The following is a 907-nucleotide window of genomic DNA, read 5'->3' as shown; positions in this document are numbered from 1 at the left end:
CGCGAGGCGCTGGACGTGCTGGAGGGCGCGCTCCTCACCGCCGACCTGCCGCAGGACGGCCGGGTCGAGCTCGCCGCCCGCTACCGACCCGCCAGCACCGACCACCGCGTCGGCGGGGACTGGTTCGACGCGCTGCGCCGCCCGGGTGGGCGCACCCTGCTCGTCGTCGGCGACGTCGCCGGCCACGACCCGACCGCCGCCGCGGCGATGGGGCAGCTGCGCGCGGTGCTGCGCACCCTCGCCGTCGACCGCCTCGAGGACCCCGCGCACACCGTGCGGCGGCTGGAGACCACCGCCGCCGCCCTCGGCCTCGACGTCACCGCCACCTGCCTGGTCGCCGAGCTCAGCAGCGGCCCCGGTGCCTGCCCGGGGGCGCTGCTGCGCTGGACCAGCGCCGGCCACCTGCCCCCGCTGCTGCTGCACCCCGGCGGGCGCGCCGAGCTGCTCACCACCGCCCCCGAGCTGCTGCTGGGCGTCCGCCCCGACGCCGCCCGCAGCGACCACGAGGTGCGGCTCGCGCCCGGCAGCACCCTGCTGCTCTACACCGACGGCCTCGTCGAGCGCCGCGACCACGACCTCGACGAGGGCCTGGAGCTGCTGCGGCGCACCGCCACCGGCCTCGCCGGGCGCCCGCTGCCCGCCCTGCTCGACGGGCTGCTCACCGGTCTCGCCGCGGCACTGGGCGACCCCCGGCCGCCGCACCCGGCGCCCGGCGCCGACGACGTCGTGCTGCTGGCCGCCCGGCTGCACCCCGTCGCGGCCTGACACCCATCCCTCCCCGCCCATCCCTCCCCGTCCATCCCTCCCCGCCCGTCTCCGGGTCCGGGCGCCCGGGAGCGGAGTCCGGAGCGCCCGAACCCGGAGACGGGCGCCCGAAGGGTGCCGTGGTGGCGCCCGAACCCGGAGA

The 907-nt window shown here is 79.7% G+C and carries 1 protein-coding gene; it reads left to right on the top strand.

Annotation, left to right across the window (positions count from 1 at the left end):
* The coding region (locus ABEB16_RS21310; RefSeq protein WP_345714180.1) for a PP2C family protein-serine/threonine phosphatase at positions 1 to 765 on the top strand (765 nt) is incomplete at its 5' end.
* Positions 766 to 907: the final 142 nt, after the last annotated feature.

It is taken from the genome of Kineococcus glutinatus, from assembly GCF_039542765.1.
Classification (GTDB): domain Bacteria; phylum Actinomycetota; class Actinomycetes; order Actinomycetales; family Kineococcaceae; genus Kineococcus_A; species Kineococcus_A glutinatus.
The sequence above is the reverse complement of the archived record's forward strand: the minus strand, read 5'-3'. Positions and strand labels throughout refer to the sequence as shown.